The sequence below is a fragment of the Bacillus sp. AFS053548 genome, from assembly GCF_002575105.1.
In the GTDB taxonomy this organism is placed as follows: Bacteria; Bacillota; Bacilli; order Bacillales; family Bacillaceae_G; genus Gottfriedia.
Map to the genome: position 1 here is coordinate 16,526 of NZ_NUHI01000012.1, position 18,632 is coordinate 35,157.

17 protein-coding genes and 1 pseudogene are annotated in these 18,632 nt (G+C 32.1%); 4 read left to right on the forward strand and 14 right to left on the reverse strand.

All coding sequences use genetic code 11. From position 1 onward, the window contains the following. Positions 1-169 precede the first annotated feature (169 nt). The 4 genes from CN946_RS06465 to CN946_RS06475 all read right to left on the reverse strand — a co-directional run bounded on the left by CN946_RS06465 (position 170) and on the right by CN946_RS06475 (position 5,289). A complete protein-coding gene (locus CN946_RS06465; protein WP_098860393.1) occupies positions 170-3,931 on the reverse strand; it encodes a S8 family serine peptidase in 3,762 nt (1,253 codons plus the stop codon). 586 nt (positions 3,932-4,517) lie between these two features. Continuing rightward, a complete protein-coding gene (locus CN946_RS06470) occupies positions 4,518-4,736 on the reverse strand; it encodes a hypothetical protein (protein WP_098860394.1) in 219 nt (72 codons plus the stop codon). A gap of 26 nt (positions 4,737-4,762) precedes the next feature. Then, positions 4,763-4,948, reverse strand: coding sequence for a matrixin family metalloprotease (locus CN946_RS23760; RefSeq protein WP_286133845.1), 186 nt, complete (start codon positions 4,946-4,948; stop codon positions 4,763-4,765). After that, on the reverse strand, positions 4,873-5,289 hold the full coding sequence (locus tag CN946_RS06475; RefSeq protein WP_286133851.1) for a hypothetical protein: 417 nt from the start codon (positions 5,287-5,289) through the stop codon (positions 4,873-4,875). The genes CN946_RS23760 and CN946_RS06475 overlap by 76 nt, the downstream gene beginning before the upstream one ends. Before the next feature lie 150 nt (positions 5,290-5,439). Between CN946_RS06475 and CN946_RS06480 the strand changes: the two genes are divergently transcribed. Further along, on the forward strand, positions 5,440-5,811 hold the full coding sequence (locus tag CN946_RS06480) for a hypothetical protein (RefSeq protein ID WP_098860395.1): 372 nt from the start codon (positions 5,440-5,442) through the stop codon (positions 5,809-5,811). A gap of 102 nt (positions 5,812-5,913) precedes the next feature. Here CN946_RS06480 and CN946_RS06485 read toward each other — a convergent pair whose 3' ends face one another. The 5 genes from CN946_RS06485 to CN946_RS06505 all read right to left on the reverse strand — a co-directional run bounded on the left by CN946_RS06485 (position 5,914) and on the right by CN946_RS06505 (position 9,460). Further along, positions 5,914-6,093, reverse strand: coding sequence for a hypothetical protein (locus CN946_RS06485; protein WP_098860396.1), 180 nt, complete (start codon positions 6,091-6,093; stop codon positions 5,914-5,916). Continuing rightward, the gene (locus CN946_RS06490; protein WP_176547234.1) at positions 6,090-6,656 is read right to left on the reverse strand and encodes an AlbA family DNA-binding domain-containing protein; all 567 of its coding nucleotides are present in this window, start codon (positions 6,654-6,656) and stop codon (positions 6,090-6,092) included. The genes CN946_RS06485 and CN946_RS06490 overlap by 4 nt, the downstream gene beginning before the upstream one ends. A 287-nt stretch (positions 6,657-6,943) precedes the next feature. Next, positions 6,944-7,900, reverse strand: coding sequence for a hypothetical protein (locus tag CN946_RS06495; RefSeq protein ID WP_176547235.1), 957 nt, complete (start codon positions 7,898-7,900; stop codon positions 6,944-6,946). A gap of 627 nt (positions 7,901-8,527) precedes the next feature. Further along, complete coding sequence (locus CN946_RS06500; protein WP_286133846.1) at positions 8,528-8,959, reverse strand: AbrB/MazE/SpoVT family DNA-binding domain-containing protein; 432 nt, start codon at positions 8,957-8,959, stop codon at positions 8,528-8,530. 300 nt (positions 8,960-9,259) lie between these two features. Continuing rightward, complete coding sequence (locus CN946_RS06505; RefSeq protein ID WP_056474362.1) at positions 9,260-9,460, reverse strand: alpha/beta-type small acid-soluble spore protein; 201 nt, start codon at positions 9,458-9,460, stop codon at positions 9,260-9,262. Between the two features lie 296 nt (positions 9,461-9,756). Here CN946_RS06505 and CN946_RS06510 point away from each other — a divergent pair, with 296 nt between their 5' ends. Beyond that, positions 9,757-10,695, forward strand: a complete 939-nt coding sequence (locus tag CN946_RS06510) for a patatin-like phospholipase family protein (protein ID WP_098860399.1) — start codon at positions 9,757-9,759, stop codon at positions 10,693-10,695. 84 nt (positions 10,696-10,779) lie between these two features. Here CN946_RS06510 and CN946_RS06515 read toward each other — a convergent pair whose 3' ends face one another. The 3 genes and pseudogenes from CN946_RS06515 to ftsZ all read right to left on the reverse strand — a co-directional run. Next, on the reverse strand, positions 10,780-12,099 hold the full coding sequence (locus CN946_RS06515; protein ID WP_176547236.1) for a DUF4179 domain-containing protein: 1,320 nt from the start codon (positions 12,097-12,099) through the stop codon (positions 10,780-10,782). Continuing rightward, positions 12,092-12,613, reverse strand: coding sequence for a sigma-70 family RNA polymerase sigma factor (locus CN946_RS06520; protein WP_098860401.1), 522 nt, complete (start codon positions 12,611-12,613; stop codon positions 12,092-12,094). The genes CN946_RS06515 and CN946_RS06520 overlap by 8 nt, the downstream gene beginning before the upstream one ends. Positions 12,614-13,780: 1,167 nt before the next feature. Then, positions 13,781-14,764: pseudogene (gene ftsZ, locus CN946_RS06530) on the reverse strand (cell division protein FtsZ); the annotation flags it as partial. Between the two features lie 579 nt (positions 14,765-15,343). Between ftsZ and CN946_RS23975 the strand changes: the two are divergent. Continuing rightward, positions 15,344-15,541 carry a matrixin family metalloprotease gene (locus tag CN946_RS23975; protein WP_098860403.1) on the forward strand — a complete coding sequence of 66 codons (198 nt, stop codon included), beginning with the start codon at positions 15,344-15,346 and terminating at the stop codon, positions 15,539-15,541. Positions 15,542-15,553: 12 nt separating this feature from the next. Further along, positions 15,554-16,327 (forward strand): hypothetical protein, encoded by a 774-nt coding sequence (locus CN946_RS06540; protein ID WP_098860404.1) that lies wholly within the window; start codon positions 15,554-15,556, stop codon positions 16,325-16,327. A 63-nt stretch (positions 16,328-16,390) separates the two neighbouring features. Here the strand turns inward: CN946_RS06540 and CN946_RS06545 are convergent, their stop codons facing one another. Further along, positions 16,391-17,371, reverse strand: a complete 981-nt coding sequence (locus CN946_RS06545; protein WP_098860405.1) for a cation diffusion facilitator family transporter — start codon at positions 17,369-17,371, stop codon at positions 16,391-16,393. Between the two features lie 569 nt (positions 17,372-17,940). Then, positions 17,941-18,582, reverse strand: coding sequence for an FMN-binding negative transcriptional regulator (locus CN946_RS06550; RefSeq protein ID WP_098860406.1), 642 nt, complete (start codon positions 18,580-18,582; stop codon positions 17,941-17,943). Positions 18,583-18,632 lie beyond the last annotated feature (50 nt).

Consider the following 18,632-nt stretch of genomic DNA (forward strand, 5'->3'; position numbering starts at 1 on the left):
TTCAAAATCCGTTTGTAGTTTCAACAATAGATAACTTCAATCTGTTTTGCATATACACAAAAAAGCCTATATACTTATTTGAATAAATAAGTTATAAGGACCAAAGGGCACTTATATTGATACATTAAGAGGCACCTCCCAATCGGAAGGTGCCTCTCTCATTCTTTATTTACTTCAATCCAAAAGCTTTAATAATGTCCTGATTAATACTATTTCCTGCATCATCCCAAGCACTTGCTCTTAATGATACAGAAGATGCCTTCTTACGGTTTTCAATTCTAGCTTTCCAGCCATCTTTTTCACGATTTAAATCAACAAGTTCCCAAGTCTTGCCTTCATCATATGAAACTTCTAATGTTGCACCTTTCATTTTACCGTTTCCTGGTGCACCAGCTACTTGAATAGCTTTCATTTCTAAATCGACCCAACGGCCTGATTTTGCATTACCATTCATGTCAGTTTCTACATTGTAATCAAGCGAGATTAATGGAAGTTCTGTTTGATATTCTTCTTGCTCTTTAGACCAGAATGTCCACTCTGTATGTGTTTTTACAGAATTATCAAAGCGAGCTGGATCGCGCCAAGCATCACTAACTACTTTATACTGCGTATTTGCAGTTGGGTATTCATTAAATGAGTAGATTGCTTGTCCTTTTGCTTCTTTTACTAGTTTTGATCCTTGGTATAGTTTTAATGTTTGTGAACCTGGATAATTAGATTCTGAACCTGTGCTTCCTACTCCAGAATCAGCCCATGCAGGAATGTTAATAACTAAGTTGTTTCCTGTACGATAAGGTTTCCAGAAGCCATCACCTAAACGAGGACGAGCAACTGGTGAGAACCACTCTTCATCTAATGTTTGGCCTGGTTTGTATGTTGCTTTTGGTTGGCGTACTTCCCAAGCAGCATCTAACACACTAGCTTGATGATACCAAGAAGTGCCTTTTTGAGCTGAAACCCATTCAGTTCGAACTGATGGTAGATTTAATTTAGTTAGGTAACCAACTCCATTTGGTCGGTATGACGGAATATCCCAACGGAACTCTCCACCTGCTGTAGGCTGATCTGATTTATATTCAGCATTAATTTTAACTAGATCGCTCGCTTTAGGTGAGTAAGTTACGTCCTTTGGAATTGCATTGTCATGGTTGTCAACAAGATCATAAACGTATTTCGTATTAGGAGTACCTTTTACGTCGAGTGTTGCTTTTTTGGACTTCGCAGCATCAATCAGTTTTTTACCTTCTGTTTGACTGATTGCTACAACCGCGATTGGAGAATCTGAAAGTGAGTAATCATCATTTTCAACTCCAACATATTCACTAATTTCTTCTGGTCCATCATTTACAGTAATAACTAGTGTTGCCCCTGCTGCATATGCTGCTGCAGAACGCTCCATACCAGTTACTTCATCACTTCGGTCAACAATCACAGCCTTGCCCTTTACGTTTAGCCCTTTATAATCTGCTGGAGCTCCTTTACCTACATAAATAGCGTCAAAGTTGTATTTTCCATCTAGTGGCGTACTTCCTGCTTGTGGAATATCATCTAATTCATTGCCTTTAAAATTAATTGTCATATATGATTCAATCAATCTCCAGCGAGTATTAAATGCAAATTTTCCATTTTCAACTTTCTTAGTTGGCTCAGCATACATCTTATCAACTGTAGCCGGCATCACATAGATGTCACCAACATTGTTGCCATCAATTTCACGGTAATATTCCATTTTTCTAAAACTTGCTTCTGTTTTATTTGGTACGTTTGCTGTAATTTCATTCGCTTTACGTGCATCCAATGTAACAGTTTGTGGACCATTTAAATTAATTTCAGGATTTCCTACAAGTGCAACCCCAGCGTGGTCAGTGTCAGTGTCAACATCCATCATTGACATTGCAGAATATGTTCCTGGTTTTAGACGTAATTCTGTTGTACCGTTAATTGCAATAAACTCTGGAATACCATCTGGACCAAGTAGATTGATATACGCTAATGTAGGGTTACCGTCGCGTCCAATTGCTTTTAATGTTAGTGGATATCTTTCCTCTTCTTTAATCATAGCTAATGCGGTATGCACAACTGTTTTACCATCAACATTTGCAGAAATCTGACCTTGGTAACGTTGTCCATTAGCAGCTGCATTCGGATCAAGTGTTACATTTACTTTTGTACTACCTTTTGCCGGTACAGTTACCTTGTTCGTTGAAAGTTTAAACAAGCCAGCAGGTGCATCTGCATCGCTATTATCAGTAATTTTCGCTGATAGGTCTAACGTCACAGGCTTATCACTGTCGTTAGTGTACGTAATTGGTTTCTCTTTCAATGCATCATTTTCATGAGGCCAAGCGTAGAAACCAAAATCAAGTGAGCCTGTTGCACGCAAATCACCAAGAGTTGCTGCTGCAACGTCAAGTCGTCCAGTTCCACCTTCTAACGGCTTAATATCATCTAATTTTTTAGTTGTACTCATTAATGCATCTTTCAGCTGTGCGCCTGACCAATCAGGATGGCGTTGTGAAAGAATCGCAGCTGCTCCTGCTACGTGTGGCGTAGCCATCGACGTACCACTCATTGAAAGATAAGATCCGCTACCTTGAGTTGAATATTGAGATCGAGCAGCAGTTATATTTACACCCGGTGCTGTCAGATCAGGCTTTAATCCTTCACTTCCAAAACGTGGACCTCGTGATGAGAAGTAAGCAAGATTATCTGATTTATCAACTGCACCAACTGTAAGTGCCGCATCTGCTGCTCCAGGAGAACCGATTCCTTCACGACCTGTATTTCCAGCCGCAATAACAAACAGCGAGCCCGTCTCAGCACTTAAATTATTAACTGCTTGTGCCATCGGATCCGTGCCATCACTTGACTCATCGCTTCCTAAACTCATGCTTACAATTTTGGCATTATGTGCAGCCCATTCCATACCATCAATAATCCATGAATCAAGACCAAAGCCTTCATTGCTTAACACTTTTCCTACAATTAGACTCGCTCCTGGAGCTACACCTTTATATTTTCCACCTGATGCTGCTCCTGTTCCTAATACAGTTGATGCAACATGAGTACCATGTGCATGAAAATCTCGTACATCTTGATCCGGAACAAAGCTTTTTGTTTCTTTTATTTGACCAGATACATCTGGATGCTGTGCATCGATACCCGTGTCAAGAACTGCTACTTTTACGCCACTTCCGTTGTAACCAGCATTCCAAGCAGTAGGTGCTCCAATTTGAGGAACACTTTGCTCAAGCGTAGCTTTAACACGTCCATCTAACCAAATTTTTTCAATGCCAGGTGCAACTAATGACTTTGTAGATTTTGTAGAATCCGCAGATTTTATATTTTTCTTAACATCCTGCCAGAACTCTTTCGAATCCTTCTTATCTGCAGAAAGCGCTGCTCCATTTATACTTTCAAGTTCATGTGTTTTTGTTGAAGCTTTTAATGTCGGCTTCACGCTTGAGCGAGTTTTTGACTCTGAATATTGTACGATAACAGGTAATGTCTTTTGAGACGCATCATCATAACCATCCGCAAGTAGTGCAGTTATGTTGAATAAATTTCGATCTAAAGCACCTGAAGCTAAGTAAGGCATCGCTTGTTTTGGAATAACATATGTATCCTTATTAACTGTCATGATATGTGAACCACCTTCAGCTTTGTCCGCTGGCTCAACACTGATCACACTTTGTCCATCTGCAAACTCAGTTACAGTAACTACATCACCTGTAATAAGAGTTATCACATGCTTTCCTGTACTTGCTTTTGCGTTAATTCCTTGAAGTTTCGTTTCTACAGCATTACTATTTGTTAAATTTGAAACATTATTGCTTGTCCCTGCAGCTAACGCTTGAAAAGTTGGAACGGCAATAAGAGCTGTCGTCATCATCGCAGTAACATACTTATTTAATCTAGGCTTTCCTGTCATCTTACACTCTCCTATTCTGATAAAGTAAAAAAAGCGACTTCTCATATGAATCTATTAAAATCGATTTAATCGTTCATATCCAAACCACTTCTAAAAAAGCTCTCTACATTATCAAAATATAAAGAATATTCAATAATCGGTCAATTGGGTTATTTAGGTGCTGATTTAACAGCATTTTATTAAAAAACACTAATTTTTCTTATTATATTTGAATGTAATTAACCCACTTTTTATCACAAAATAAATGAATAGTTATTTACTTTTAAAATTTTTATCTGGTTATATAATCCTATAAATAAGTCGGAGAAATAAGTCGGAGAAATATCAAAAGGGAAAAAATATACCTATTACTATTTTGCTATTTCATGATTCTTTTTTAATAGTACTTAACAATTCGTTTGTTAAGTGGCATTCCTCTATTTTCTATTAATTTCGTTTCCACAATTAAAAACAGGAGCATTCACAGTTTCTTCACTTTTTTTTCTGGTTAGTGGAAAAACTTTGCTTATTTTAAATGATGATTCAGTAAATCCTCCATTTACTAAATCATCATTGTTAGACCTTACAATCTTGATCCTTTTTTCTTCTAGTTTTTACCTCTAACTATTATTCTTGTAAGTTCCTCCATATTCTTTAAGGAACTAAAACCATCCGTTTTTCCATCAAAAACAACTTTTTGGGGATTAATTTTCAATTGATTATTGGCAGAAATAAAGTGTTTATATGAAGAAAAACCTGCTATTGTTAAGATAATGACAATGCTAACTAACATGCTGAAAAATTTAGTTTGCCTACTAATTTTCATAAAACATCACCTCTTTCAATTTAAGATTAGTATTTAGCTTTAATACCGGCAATATCGTCTGATAAAGGATAATCCTTATTATTAAAATCTAATTTCCTCATTACTGAAATTGAATTATTTTTACTTTGTGTGTGGTCTAGACCAAGCGCGTGCCCAACTTCATGTACTGCTGTTTCTTTTCTTTTTGTAGAACCCTTAGATCTGTACGCCAATTTTTATAAAATGTTATATTCCCCTGAGTTCTATGAACTGCATAAACATCTCCATATAAACTATTTACATATTCCATTTTCACATCAGCTCCCCCCACTGTAGTCACTTCCTTAGTAAATTGAATTTCTGGAAGCGAGTTCCATGCAGTCAATCCTCTTTTAATTTCTGATTTCAGCCCGTAAGTACTAAATTCATTTTCAATCCAATAATAAGCATCTTTCGGATGTGAGACTTTGTTACTTTTTAGTACATACGCATTGCTAGTAGTAGGAAAAAATAATAAAAAGACTCCCAATATAGGTAAATACGGTAAATACAAACTACTAAATCTTTTTTTCATAAAACTTCCTCCGTTTCTATTAAATGTAAAGATTGTGCACTTTTTAACAATTTAGTATATTAATATATATAATCAATTAGGTTTTTAATTAATTCAAATAAATGTCATAACTTTTTTAAAGATTTATTACAATAATTAGGAGTGGTTTTTATGAGGATGAAAATTCTAGTTTTATTTGCTACAATGCTTTTAATAGTTTCTATCTATGGTTGTAATAATAAAAATAAGTTTGATAACCAGATAAATCAGGTAATTAAACTTGAAAAAGATTATTTACAAAAACAAATGAAAATAAAAAATACAGAAAAAATAAAACGACCTAGTATTGTTATTGCTGTCTATAAAAATGGTAAATATATCAATCTAATTTATGAAATAAATAATTCTAATAAAATAGATTGCTTTTATAAAAAAACGAAAAAATCAAAATATATACGATACTTGAATACAGATAAAGAAATTGAGAAAGTAGAGAATGATTTAAGAAAGGCTGATTATATAGAAAATACTTATAACAAGTAATTTTAAATACCAAATAAAAAATGGAATGCAAAATAAACCAATATTCTTGGTTTTATCTTGCATTCCTATAATTTCTGCACTTTATTCTATCCTCACTACCAATCACTCAATATTACTAACCTCCAAAACAATCTCAATCTTCCGCTTCTTTTTCTCAATCATTCTCGCAATAAATTCACTAAAATCATCTTTTTGGCTTTTTGGATTTTTATTTGTATCACCACTAATTGTAGCGATTCGATACAGGATCTTTAATTGTTCCATATGTTCATTTAGACTCATATTTGATAAATCTCATATTGTTCAATGAGCCTTTTTCTAAAAATAATTTCTAAGTCATCGTTTGTGGCGGTTTCGTTTGAAGTATTTTTTCTAATATAAATTTTGTCTGTAAATAATTTATCGGAGCCTCTTTTAGCAATAAATGGGATAAATCGATTTTGCTCGGGGATATAAATGATGAAGAAGGTTTTACCACTAAAGTATCCGTACATTTCATTCTCGTCATAATCAATTTGTTGAAGATGATAAATTAGAATAGAAGGTAAATAGCCATTTAATTTTCTTTGAAAATCGGTTGGATCCTTTATCTCTTCTTTAAGGATTCCGACTGGGTGATTATCATCATTTACGCCAAAAATAATTGATCCTCCACCAGAATTCGCCATTGCAATTATTAATTTTGCAATTTGATCTTCTCTAACGAATGTTTCCTTAAAATCTAATGCATTATTTTCTCCAAAAGATTGTTCAATCAAATTTTTAAGCGAAACAATATCAAAATTCTTGTCTGCATAATTAAATGTATTTAGAAATTCCTGTTTATAAATCGGCCTTTTAACCATAATTCCACCTAGTTTCATATTTTTTAAAATCTAAACTAGATCTGTTATTACATTTAATGTTAGGAGAAAAGAAATGGCACCTAAATATCGTAGAATTTTTCTGGTAAAAAATTCAAAGAAAACTCGTCGATTCGCGAGCCTTTTGGCGAAGACAGAGGCGTAGTTGCACTTATACTTAATTCCTAAAATTGGCAACCACGTCGATTCTTCTTCCCCGCTGCCAATTTATACTTTCTTAATGTGCAAAAAAGCCAAAGCATATTACCTTGGCCTCAAATAACAATTATCTAAAAATCGCTAGGAAATATTCTTCGTTTAAAGTGATATTCAACTGAGCGATTATTAAACAGATTACTATAATTTACTTTAATCTTTTTAACTTCTAATTGCTTAATTTTCTCTTCTAATGACTTCCTATCCTCATCAGTTAATTTTCCATCCTCTGACAAACTAGAAATTTCATCTAATAATTCCTGAATCTTTTCATCACGAAATTCTTTTTCTTCGTTTTGTTGATAAATAGTCATCTTAGTATGAAGGATTGAATTGACCAATTCATCTGCCCCACCCGAAAGCCTATTTAAAATTAAAAGCTGTTCATTTAATATCTCATTATCTAAATCATAAGGATACCTTAGTTGATGATCTATTTCGCTCCAGCCTTCTTCAAATATCGTTCTTACTTGAATTTCAGCTAAATAATTTACTTTTGTCATTTGCGACTTAATTACATAATGCCATGATCGATATCCGGCATCATGAACTAAAAACTGGAACTTTTCTTCTTCGATATGTTGTTCACTCGTCATATCACCTAAGCGATGGTAAATTGTCGCTTTTTCGTGTAAATTCCAATTCTGTCTAATTGTTTTGTCTATATCTGCAGCTTGGTATTTATATAAATGTAATGCTCTTATACCAATTAGATCTGTAATTTCTGATTTATAATTCGAAACATTGATTTCATATTCTGAGTCTGATTTTTTACCTTTTATCGTCTTTCGAATAATCTTTTCAATTAAATGGTCAGGATATTTAATTCTTGATTTTACAGTATGAATTTCGGGATTTTTACGGAGTATCTCCGAAATAAAAGTAGCTACTGTTTCAAGATTCGGTATTTCTGATATGTATTCATTATAAATTTCAATATATTTTGACCAGTCTAAACAGTACGTTTCAAAATCCTGTTCATCGATTTTATATTTTTCAAAGAAATACTTTTGATTTTCTATTAGGCCCATACGTTTTCTCCTTCTAACAATTCCATAACCATATCCTACCATATTTGTGGAAGAAACATACTTTTTCAATTCAGAATTTGAGTACAAAAAAACATTGGTTTTTTTTGCGTTGAAGGGGTATTTGTTTTCGCTAAATCCTAAGCTTAAGTTTTAAACCCTGTAAGATAAATAGTGTCATTAAAATAGAACAGCCAGGACTAATGGCTGTTCTATTTTTTTACCAATCATATTAATAGAGAATCGAACAAACGACCTATTTTGAATATACGTTCGCAAAAAATCTATATATTTTCTAAAAAAACTACTTACATTAGAATAAATGTTCGTGTATAATAAAAACATCCAAACAAAACAGAACATACAATCTTAAAATTTAAGACAATTAAAACTTAAAAGTAGAACAAAAAAAAGGAGATGTGAAAAATGGAAATTATCATTCTATGTAGTGTCTTATTATCTTGGTGTATTTTAGAGGGTTTTAATAAATTTGTAGTAAATCGTTGAGAGCACTGAAAGAGATACTTTATATTACTCTAGAAAGGATAAACTCTTATTCCTTAAAACTAAATTCAAACAAAAAAGTGCTCTTCTACTTTGAAAAGTTAAAAGAGCACTCTTAGAGATTTTTTATTTAGCTATGTATTCCTGCAATTCCTTAATAAGAATTTCTGCGCCGTATTTACTTACTACAATCTTTCCTCTATCAAACGAGAAATTATTTTCATCAATAACTCCTGTTACCATACAAGCATTACTCGAAACAAATTGTCTAAGGATAATCTTTTGTTCCTCAATAAATACTTCAAATGGTTCATATTTATTTAGATTTAACATTTTTCTTAGTTCCTTTGGTAAAACAATTCTTCCTAAGTCATCTAGTCTTCTGACAATTCCACTTAGACCGGAATTTTCATCATATTTTGTAAGAATAATCATACCTTCTTCAAAATGAATTTCAAATGGAGCATTGTTCTCTAAATTCATTGTATTTCTTAGTTCTTTCGGTAGAACAATTCTTCCAAGATCGTCTAGTTTTCTAATAATTCCAGTTGATTTCATACTTGCAACTCCCCATTTATTTCTATCTCTTTATATACTCAATATAATTCTCTCTATAGCTACATTGAGTTTAATTTAATAATACCAAATTATTTTAATTTTCTCTCTACTTATATCGACTCATTTTTAATTATATTAATACAAATTAAAAAAATTTTCTTGATTTTTTTTAGTTTACTTCATCTTTAACACTATCATAATTTAAAATTATGAAAAGTTTCTTAAAAAATTCAAAAAGAGATGAGTTAATCATTTGGTAACGTATTACCTTTAATTAACTCATCTCTAAAATTAAATCTATTATCTTGAATAGCCACCGAGACTTTGTTCAGCCATTTGAACTAAACGTTTTGTAATCTCTCCACCTACTGAACCATTTGCACGAGACGTTGAATCCGGACCTAAATGTACTCCAAATTCTGTTGCAATTTCATACTTCATCTGATCGATTGCAGATTCAGCATTTGGTGAAACATATTGATTTGAAGATCTGTTTGCCATGATATGTAGCCCCTTTAATAAAATTTTCTGATATAAACTATCAGATTGCTGTTAGTATTTCATATTGAATTTAAAATATTCATCATATAAATATTTCTGTAACTTTTTGAATGTTTCATATGAAATTTTATAGCAAATTTATTTGAATTTAATTTCTCTGCAAAGATTGTCAGATTATTTCCCAAAAAATAAATCAATTGATAAATAGGATTGAATCAATAGCTAATCACACTTAAACAGAACTCCCATATATTATATTGATATAATTCCATTTTCTGAAAGGTAGGTGTAACAAAATGAAAGTAGATGGTATCTTTGAAGGAGGAGGAGTTCGAGGAATCGGACATGTTGGTGCTATTTGTGCTTTAGAAGAAGAAGGTTATGAATGGGCACGTTTGGCAGGCACTTCTGCTGGCGCAATTGTTGCTACTCTTCTAGCATGTGGCTTTAAAGGAAAAGAATTAAAGGAAATTATGGATCATCTAGATTATAAGAAGTTTATTACAAAAACATGGTTGCACTTTATTCCTTTAATCGGATTAGGATTAAACATCTTATTTAAAAATGGATTATATAAGAATGACTTTGAAGAGGAATGGTTAGAAGCTTTATTATCCAAAAAAGGAATTCGCTATTTCGATGATCTAGAAGAAGGAAAATTAAAAATCATTATTTCAGATATTAGTAATGGGAAAATGGTCGTTTTACCTGATGATTTACCCGATTACGGCTTATCAGCAAAAGATATAACAATTTCTCAAGCAGTTAGAATGAGCGGTACAATCCCCTTTTTCTTTCAACCAGTTAAACTAAAAACTCCTATTTATAATTATCCAATATTAATTGTCGATGGTGGAATTCTAAGTAATTTTCCAATTTGGATTTTCGATGACCATCAAGAATGGCCGACTTTTGGTTTTCGCTTAATAGATGAAGAAATTATTGCAAAACCGCTGGATGGTCATAACCCAATCTCATTTTATAAATCAATATTTATAACGATGAGACAAGCACATGACATTCGGCATCTAACAGCAGAAGTAAATGAACGAACAATAAAAATCCCAACTGGTGAAATTTCAAGCACAGATTTTAATTTAAATAAAAAAGAAAAAGAAGCACTTTTCACAAACGGATACCAAGCCGCAAAAAAATTCCTTGGAACTTGGGATTTTGAAAAGTTTAAACACAACTATCCACCTGAACCTTACTGCCAAAAGGTGAATAGCCTGTAGTAACTTAAAAAACGCAATCTTTTCTAGATAATCATAGAAAAGATTACGTTTTTGTTTTTCCTATCTAAAGACTCCTTTTTTAATTCATTTAACTCTTATTTTAGCATCACCTTTAATATATACAGGATAAAAAGCCAGCTTAAGCTTTAATGGATTAGTGTAATTTTGAGAAGAAATAGTTATTCCTTCAATTTGCTTACCACCATCATGATATTCTGTTGATCCCGAGCTAGTTTGCACTTCTTTTCCATTAGCATCAAAAATTGATCCTACCAATGAGTAATGAAATTCTTTTTTTGTATTTAAGGTGAACGTCAAGTCATTTCCATCTTTTTTAAAGTCAGTTACAAAATTGCCTTTTGGCTGTTTTAGAATTTGTTGTTTATCTGTATCAACTAATATATAGTCTTCATCCTTATCAACAGCCTGTAACTTATTAATAACTAAATATAATTCTTTTGGATTTTTAAAGTAATTACTCTGTAAAAAGACAATTCTTTCATTATCGCTAATATTTTTTGCAGTAGTCCCATTTGTTATTTTAGACCATACCTCACCATTTTGATCAACAAGTTTAATATTAGAGAAATCAAGTATTTTCTTTGAATTACTTGGATCCATTTCAACTTGTACTGCTACACGGAGAGGGTAGATTGTAACTTTTTTAATTGTTATTTTTTGCCCTTCAATCATCACTGTTTTATTTAGCTCATATATTTGATTCGTTTTTTCATGTTTTTTTATTGAAAGTGGAATCGAAAATTGTGCTGATTGCTTTTCATTCTTAATACTTAATTCTAAATTAAAATCCTGCTGTTCATATGGTTCATTAAAATCGTATTCTACTGTACTTGTATATTGACCTCCGACTTCATTGACAGTATCTCCAAAAGATAATGAGTGATCGGGTAATTCTTCTCCATTACTTGGTTTAAGATATGCAGATTTTATTTCAAAATTTTTCTGTTTCGACTTACTATTAATCGTATAAAACACTACAATATCTTGTTCATCAGCAATAACAGAATCGATTGTAACATTAATTCCATTCTTTTCTTGTGATGTGCCAATCTTTTGGGCATAATTATTTTCTACTGCTGAAAGTAATCCTTTATCATCACTCATACGAACCATTTCAACAATTTTCTCCATTCCTGGTACTTTTGTTAAATAATCAGCAAACGTTGGAGATACACGTATACTTGTTAGAATTCCAAAAAGGAAAATGGCAGCTGCAATTATTGACCAAATTCTAAATTTCCGTTTCGGTTTTGTGATCATCTTAACTTCTTTTGCATTTTGAAAACCAATTTGTATAGCCTCGTCAATTTCATCAAGAGGTATATCGACGTTTTCGTATTTTTCTTTCAAATTTTTTAATTCTCTTTCTTCTTTTTCAAACATTGCCATTTTCTCCTTTCTCTTCAAGAATTCCTCGTAATGATCTCAATGCTTTATTTAACCAGGTCTTTACCGTGCCTTCCGGGCGATTCCACATAATTGCAATATCTTTGATTTTGACATCGTGAAAGTATTTTAAATGTAATAGCTGTCGCTGTGTATCATCAAGCTGTGACATAGCTTCTTCAATTTCAATATAGTTATAGTCTTCGTTCATACCTTGCTGTGAAATATATTCATCGTCGAAGGTTATTCTATTATTCTTCTTTATATAATCCTGACAGTAATTAATCATAATCCGAATAAGCCATGTTTTTACATAATTTGGTTCTCTCAATGTTTTTATGTTTTGATAAGCTCTAAAGGTTACTTCTTGAATTGCTTCAATTGCCTCATCTTTATTCTTCAAGTAAGCTAATGCAGTTTTATATAATGACAATTTATGCTCATGCATAATTGACAAAAATGCTTGCTCATCTCCTTTGATAGCCCTTTTCACTAGACTATGATCCTGCAATCTCAATCCCTCCATCTCGATGTTATATACATTAGACACCTGAGAGCTAAAAAAGTTTTAATAATTTTTAATTTTTTTGAATCAATTTCATAATCCATCTTTTATTAAGCCTCCATCTACGGAATATGATTGCTAACTTTTAAAAAATCAAAAATAACATACAAATAATAGTTTTGTAGATTTTTCTTAAATTCCAAAAGGAGTAATATGCTATTAAAAAATTTGAAAAATTAACAATATCGACAATATATATTGGCTAATTTCATCTTTTTAGATGTTAACATAATTTCGTAAACGTTCACTAAAAAATTAGAGACAGTTTTGAAAAAGACTAATTCTATTTTATCTTCTACGGTATATTTTTTGTCGGTGCAACAACCTATTGGAAACAGGAGAATAATATTATGAAATTAGCAAAAAAAATATTAATTATAACTTCTTACATACTGTTTACCGTATTGATTATAGTTGGTCCAGAGTTTCATAAGTATAAATTGTATGTTCTTTTCTTACAGGTATTATTTTTTTGTACAGGTCCATTATTATTAGTATCGATAGATCGGAAGAGAAAAAGAAGTAAAGTTAAGGCTGAAATCAACAGTAAATCGAAATGAAATAGTTTTACGTTTGTAGATCTATTTAAGCAGCTTTTATAAAGACATAAAAATTTTTAAAAGGAGCCAAAATTAAAAGACATGAGCATCACCACTCATGTCCTTCTCTACATCTATAATTCTATCTATTTCTGTTTTTTCGATTACGTAAGAATGCCGGAATATATGAAGTTGAATCTTCCTTCTCATTGTATCGACCATATTCTTGTTGTTCATTATAGCGCCCGTAATTTTGTTGTTCTTTGTAACCATTATTATCTTGTTGTTCTGTGTAACGATTTTGATCTTGTCGTTCTGTGTAACGGTTATAATCTTGCTGTTCATTAAATCGGCCATAATCATTTTGTTCATTATAACGCCCATAATCTTGTTGCTCATTATATCGATTATGATCTTTTTGTTCATTGTAACGTCCATAATTTTGCTGTTCTGAGTATCGAGCTGAGTCTTGTTGATCATTATAGCGACCGTAATCTTGCTGTTGGTCTACACGATATCTTTGATCTTGTTGGAATCGTTGCTCTCTATTATATAAGCTAGGTGCTTCTTCTATTGGTCTAGAAGGAGTTCTTACCATTTTCTCTTCTTTATCCGCAAATCCTGTAGCAATTACCGTTACAATAATTTCATCTTTTAAGTTTTCGTCGATTACCGAACCGAAAATCATATTTAATTCTTCGTGAGATGCAGAAGCAACGATATCAGCAGCTTCTTGTACTTCAAACAGACTTAAGTTACGTCCACCTGTAATATTCATAATTACACCATGAGCTCCATTAATAGAAGTTTCAAGTAACGGAGAATTTAATGCTTTCTGAGCAGCGATTGTAGCGCGATCTTTACCTTTTGCAATACCGATTCCCATAAGGGCTGTCCCTTTATGAGACATGACCGTTTTAACATCAGCAAAGTCAAGATTGATTAACCCTGGTACTGCGATTAAGTCGGAAATCCCTTGAACCCCTTGTCGAAGTACATTATCAGCTTCACGGAATGCCTCGAGCATCGGTGTTTTTTTGTCAACTAGCTCCAATAATCGATCGTTTGGAATGATAATTAATGTATCAACCGCTTCTCTAAGTTCCTTAATTCCACCTTCAGCATTTGTTGCACGCTTTTTACCTTCAAATTTGAAAGGACGAGTTACTACTCCAATTGTTAAAGCACCAAGTTTTCGAGCAATTTTGGCAACTTCAGGCGCTGCACCTGTACCTGTTCCGCCGCCCATTCCAGCTGTAACGAAAACCATGTCTGCTCCTTTTAGTACTTCCTCAATTTGTGACTTACTTTCATCAACAGCTCTTTTTCCAATTTCAGGATTTGCACCTGCTCCTAAACCACGCGTCAGCGTTGCACCAATTTGCATTGTAATTTCAGCTTTTGATTGTTTTAGTGCTTGCGCATCTGTATTAAAAGCAATGAATTCAACGCCTTCTACACCGTCTTCAATCATTCGATTAACGGCGTTATTTCCGCCACCACCAACACCAATAACTTTTATTCTTGCAAACTGTTCTATATTTTCAAATTCAAACATGATTATTCCTCCTCGTCATACCGATTACATAATTTCACGTTCTTCAAAGAACCATTCATTTTCATTCTAAGATTTATCTTTTTATGTACGTTTTAGTAGATTAGAATTATCCAATTCACTTTTAAGACATAGAATTGTCCTAATTCCCCTAACACTACTATACAAGAAAACTACCTATTATCTTTTTGATAATTTTTCCTTAATATACCTTTAACTAAAACATGTATTTTAACATCTTAATGTAATATCTCTATCAACTTCGTAACAAACTTTCATTAAAAGTTTCTACAATTAATATAATTCTTTCCTTTTTGATTGAATCCTTTAAGAATCTATTGATTTATGAGAAAACAAACACTACACAATATACTTTGTTAAAACATTCACAAATAATACACTTATTCGCACGATGTAACAAGTATAATTTTGTAATATATACATGTAAACACTACTAAATCATCTTCTGTTATAGATGTATATAAAATTACTACAAAGGACGATGGAACGGCTGGAATGACATATTTTATGTATGGAAAAAAACACGTTGACGCTTCTAAAACCGATTGGTACTAGTCATATATAGATTTACAAACCGGAACTTTTAATAAATTAACGGATTGGCAAAAAAGACTTGTTCATGCCCATGAACTAGGAAATGCATTTGGCTTAAATCACACAAAAGTTTATGGAAATTTAATGCATCCAAGTGGGAACCAGTCATCTACTAATATCCCATTAGATGATCAATTTAAAGGTATCAATTTCATTTATAAATAAGGAGGAATTGAATTGAAAAAAAATATAATTATATTTTGTGTTTTAGTTACTTTAGCATTTAGTTCGCTAATTTACTATTATATTAATAATCAAAAACCAAATAAACAAAACAATACGGCAAATATAATGGAAGAAAATAAAGACTTTAAAAAAAGTTCAGATGATAACAAATCTAATCCTTCAAACAATCCATTAAATAACCAATCAACTAATAAAATAGAAACCGTAGTTGCTAGTGCATCTCTTTTTGGTAACTTTGATAGAGTCGAGGACTTAATGAAAGATTCCGATTTAGTCGTAAAGGGTACTGTAAAATCCTCCGAACCATATGTCATAAAAAATAATGATGGAATTGGAAGACCATATACTAAACTAACTTTTAAAATCAAACATGTTCTTTTAGGAGACAAAAATTTAAAAGGAAAAACAATATCGATTTTAGAATATGGAGGAATAATTTCAAAAAAAGACTTCGGTTTAGATAAAAAGTTCAATAATTTATCTAATTCAGAGTTACAGGAAAAACTTGAAGTATCGTTAGAAGGTATTCCCAATTCTAAAGCTGGTCAAAATATGGTCGCTTTTTTAGTGGATGATAAAGATGCCATAAATACAGAGTCTAAGTTATATGGAATCAGAGGAGCATACAAGGGTAGATTTACCCAAGACACTAAGACGAAGAAATATAAACGTGGTATGCCTAAAAATGTAACTACAGAAGAAGAAGGAACGGAATTGAAAATAAATGATGCTGTTACAGAACTAAATAATCAGCTAGAAAGCTAAATAATAATGTTTCATATTAGGAAAAGGACTTGAAATATAACCAAGTCCTTTTCATTTAAAAGTTCACTTTTCAATTAATTCCGTTTTATTATCATCAGTCCAATTTTGAATTCCGTCATCTTCGTCCAATTCGATAATTACGTCTGTTACACCTTTTTCTTTCATAATTTTTTCTTCTAATCGGTCTTTTATGTCATCGGCTTGAGCTACTGTTAAGTTAGGGTCTAGTTCAATTTCTAATTCAACATGTAAATCTTCTCCCTCTTTGACAACCGTAAGAGCTTGAATATCTTTGACATCTGGATCTTCCATTACGATTTCACCAATCTTGTCTTCCATTTCTTCATCAGATTCACCAATTACACCTGCAGCATTATCAAGAAAAACTTTTCCAACAACAAGGAACATCAAAATACCGATTATGACAGAAGCAATACCTTCCGCTTGATGAAATGGTGTAAAGTAAGCAATGATTACTGCAATCATCGCTAATAATCCACCTAGAGTTGCAACTGTATCTTCTAAGAAAACTAATTTTGTAGCTGGTTTTGCTTTCCCTAAATTAGAAATTGCCTCTATAACCACGCCAAAACCACTTGTTGTTATTCCTAATTCATGACTAATTTCTTTCATTGCTTTGTAAAGTACAAATGCTTCAAGCACCACTGAAACACCTAAAATAGAAAGAGTAATAGTTAGCCCCGAAGAGTGGGTAGGATGCATTATATGCTGAATTCCTTCGACAATCGTTTCAAACGCCATAATTCCTACAATTAATACTGCACCAAGTAAAACTAAATTAACAAGTCGGCCAAATCCATTTGGAAACCGATCTGTTGGTGCTTTTTTACTTAAAGCTGAACCGCTAAAAACAAAAAGTTGGTTAGCAGTATCGGCAGCACTATGCATCATCTCAGCAAAAAGTGCAACACTTCCTGTCATACTAAACCCTATTCCTTTTATTATCGCTATTACAGCGTTAACAATAGCTGCTAATAATGCAGATTTATTACCCTTTTTTAAAAGCTGTAAAAATTCTTTCATTCTATACTCCTCTTCACTAGTATTTTTATATTATGTATTTTTATATTTTTTATTAGCTAACTTAGGGAAAGTTCATTAAATTCGAAGTAAAAACAGTTCATTTTTTACTTAATTGGAAATATATGTAATTTAATTTTACCATAGGTTCTGATTATTCTTTTGTCTCTTCTACAAAAATATTTTTGATCAGCTAAAATATTTTGAGGACTTAAATAGAAAACATTTTCCTTAACAAAACGAAGATGTCACTAAAGACGAAAAAACAAATAGAAATCTAATAGATAAATCGCTATAATCAACATGCTTACGCCTATAAGAAGTAAAGTATCTTCTTTAATAAAAGCATTTTTTTATTGAAAATTGAGACCCATAAACAAAATAATGCTAATAATAAGATTGATACCGCTAGTAACACAATCAACAACTATCTTCACATCCTTTAACTGAGATTCCTATGTCATACTTAATTGTTTTTGAACCCCAAAAAAGCTATCTAAAAAGACAGCTTTTAATAATTTATATGCGGTTAATGAATTGTACTAGTTAAATTTCATTTTTTAAAAGCAAATTTACTTCTTACTTTCCTTAAAAGAAAATTGCTCTAATCTCTTTCCCATCAGTTCAGCCATTTGTTTTGAATGTGGATCTTCTTCTTTTTGTAAATGATCAATGATCTTATTATAATCCTTTTCGCTTCGGTTCTGGCTTAATTTATATGAGGCCTGAATTTCTTCCACTTTAATCTTAAATCCCACTATACCTTTTAGTTCACTTTCTAAAAGTTGTGGAGAAAGTTTATCCCATAGTACTGGGTTTTCACGATTTTTTTCATATTTTTCTAGCATGATTGTTAATTCATCTACTAATTCATCTCTTTCTAAAATGCTTGCTTTTCCGTAAACATGCACTGCTTGATAATTCCATGTTGGAACTTCCTCAACTTCATACCAAGAAGATGAAATATAAGCGTGAGGTCCTTGAAACATAACAAGTACGTCTTCACTATTCTCAAATGTTCTCCATTGTGGATTTCCATATGCAATATGCCCAGTAATATAATAATCTTCACCTTTTTTAGTTATACCTAAAGGTAAATGTGTAGCAATTGGTCTACTCTGTTTTGTTGTGATAATCGTACCAAAAGAGTTTTTTTGAACGAAATCCCAAATTTCTTCAGGATTTGTAACTTTATAGTATTTTGGAATATACATGATTCGTATTACCTCCTTAATCATTTTTGTTGCAAATGCAATAAAAATAC

Bases quoted from the DNA above. Each gene is read 5' to 3' on its own strand.
- CN946_RS06465 (WP_098860393.1), bottom strand. From the start codon at position 3,931: ATGACAGGAAAGCCTAGATTAAATAAGTATGTTACTGCGATGATGACG.
- CN946_RS06470 (WP_098860394.1), bottom strand. From the start codon at position 4,736: ATGAAAATTAGTAGGCAAACTAAATTTTTCAGCATGTTAGTTAGCATT.
- CN946_RS06475 (WP_286133851.1), bottom strand. From the start codon at position 5,289: ATGAAAAAAAGATTTAGTAGTTTGTATTTACCGTATTTACCTATATTG.
- CN946_RS06480 (WP_098860395.1), top strand. From the start codon at position 5,440: ATGAGGATGAAAATTCTAGTTTTATTTGCTACAATGCTTTTAATAGTT.
- CN946_RS06485 (WP_098860396.1), bottom strand. From the start codon at position 6,093: ATGAGTCTAAATGAACATATGGAACAATTAAAGATCCTGTATCGAATC.
- CN946_RS06490 (WP_176547234.1), bottom strand. From the start codon at position 6,656: ATGGTTAAAAGGCCGATTTATAAACAGGAATTTCTAAATACATTTAAT.
- CN946_RS06495 (WP_176547235.1), bottom strand. From the start codon at position 7,900: ATGGGCCTAATAGAAAATCAAAAGTATTTCTTTGAAAAATATAAAATC.
- CN946_RS06500 (WP_286133846.1), bottom strand. From the start codon at position 8,959: ATGAAATCAACTGGAATTATTAGAAAACTAGACGATCTTGGAAGAATT.
- CN946_RS06505 (WP_056474362.1), bottom strand. From the start codon at position 9,460: ATGGCAAACAGATCTTCAAATCAATATGTTTCACCAAATGCTGAATCT.
- CN946_RS06510 (WP_098860399.1), top strand. From the start codon at position 9,757: ATGAAAGTAGATGGTATCTTTGAAGGAGGAGGAGTTCGAGGAATCGGA.
- CN946_RS06515 (WP_176547236.1), bottom strand. From the start codon at position 12,099: ATGTTTGAAAAAGAAGAAAGAGAATTAAAAAATTTGAAAGAAAAATAC.
- CN946_RS06545 (WP_098860405.1), bottom strand. From the start codon at position 17,371: ATGAAAGAATTTTTACAGCTTTTAAAAAAGGGTAATAAATCTGCATTA.
- CN946_RS06550 (WP_098860406.1), bottom strand. From the start codon at position 18,582: ATGTATATTCCAAAATACTATAAAGTTACAAATCCTGAAGAAATTTGG.